The organism is Nitratidesulfovibrio oxamicus, assembly GCF_015731765.1.
GTDB classification, from domain to species: domain Bacteria; phylum Desulfobacterota; class Desulfovibrionia; order Desulfovibrionales; family Desulfovibrionaceae; genus Cupidesulfovibrio; species Cupidesulfovibrio oxamicus.
On the sequence record NZ_VRYY01000640.1, the window covers coordinates 1 to 987 of the forward strand.

The window sequence follows — 987 nt, forward strand, 5'->3', positions numbered from 1 at the left end:
CCGATCTGGTGGCCGTCATGGCGCGGGCCGAGGAATACGGAGCGGCAGCCAACGCGGCCCCCGGCCAGATCGTGGAACTGGCCACGCCGGTGCCCGGCATCGGCGCGGTGAGCAACGCGGCGGGCTGGCTGGCCGAGGAAGGGGCCGACGCGGAATCCGATTCCCTGCTGCGCCGCCGCTATGCACTGGCGTGGCAGGCGCGCGCGGGCATCACCAGCGCCGCGTACAAGGCGGCGGCCCTGTCCGTGACCGGCGTGGTGGACGTGTACGTGGACGACCAGCACCCGCGCGGCGAAGGCACCGTGGACGTGGTGGTCAAGGGCGCGGCGGGCCAGCCCACCGAGCAGCTGTTGCAGGCGGTGCGCGCCGCCATCGCCACGCAGATCCGCATCAACCACGACGTGGTGGTGAAGGCCCCCACGCCGGTGGGCGTGGACGTGGCCATGGAACTGGAACTGCTTTCCGGCGATGCGGACGCCACGGTGCTGGCCGCCCGCGCGTGGGTGGAGGCGCTGTTCAAGGGCGACCAGCCGGAGGTGCCTGCCTTCGGCATCGGGCACGACGTGGTGCGCGACCGCATGGCGGCGGGCATCGTCTCCATCGCCGGGGTGAAGCGCATCGACTGGGCAAGCCCGGTCGGCGACGTGGGCATCCCCGCCGACGGGCTGGCCACCCTGAACAGCCTGACCGTGACCGCCCGCTGGGTGACGGAGGCTTAGCGTGGGCCTGTTCTGGTCATACTTCCGCGAGCGGCTGGCGTGGCCGTGGATCTTCCGTCCGGGGCCGCTGGCCGTCATCGCGCGCGGGCTGGCCGACTACCTGGACACCGTGCGCGAGGACATCCGCTGGACGCGCGACCAGTGGATCGTGACCACGGCGGAACAGACGCTGATGCAGGGCTATGGCGCATCGCGCGGCGCGCCGCGCACCCGGCACGATGACGACGCCCGCCACCGCCGCCGGGTGGAGCGGGCCTACGCCTGGCAC

At 72.9% G+C, this 987-nt stretch carries 1 protein-coding gene and 1 pseudogene; both read left to right on the forward strand.

Annotation, left to right across the window (positions count from 1 at the left end):
• Nucleotides 1–719, forward strand: a 719-nt coding sequence (locus FVW20_RS16595) for a baseplate J/gp47 family protein (protein WP_196610459.1), incomplete at its 5' end; no start/stop codon positions are given.
• Between the two features lies 1 nt (nt 720).
• A pseudogene (locus FVW20_RS16600) lies at nt 721–987 on the forward strand (phage tail protein); the annotation flags it as partial.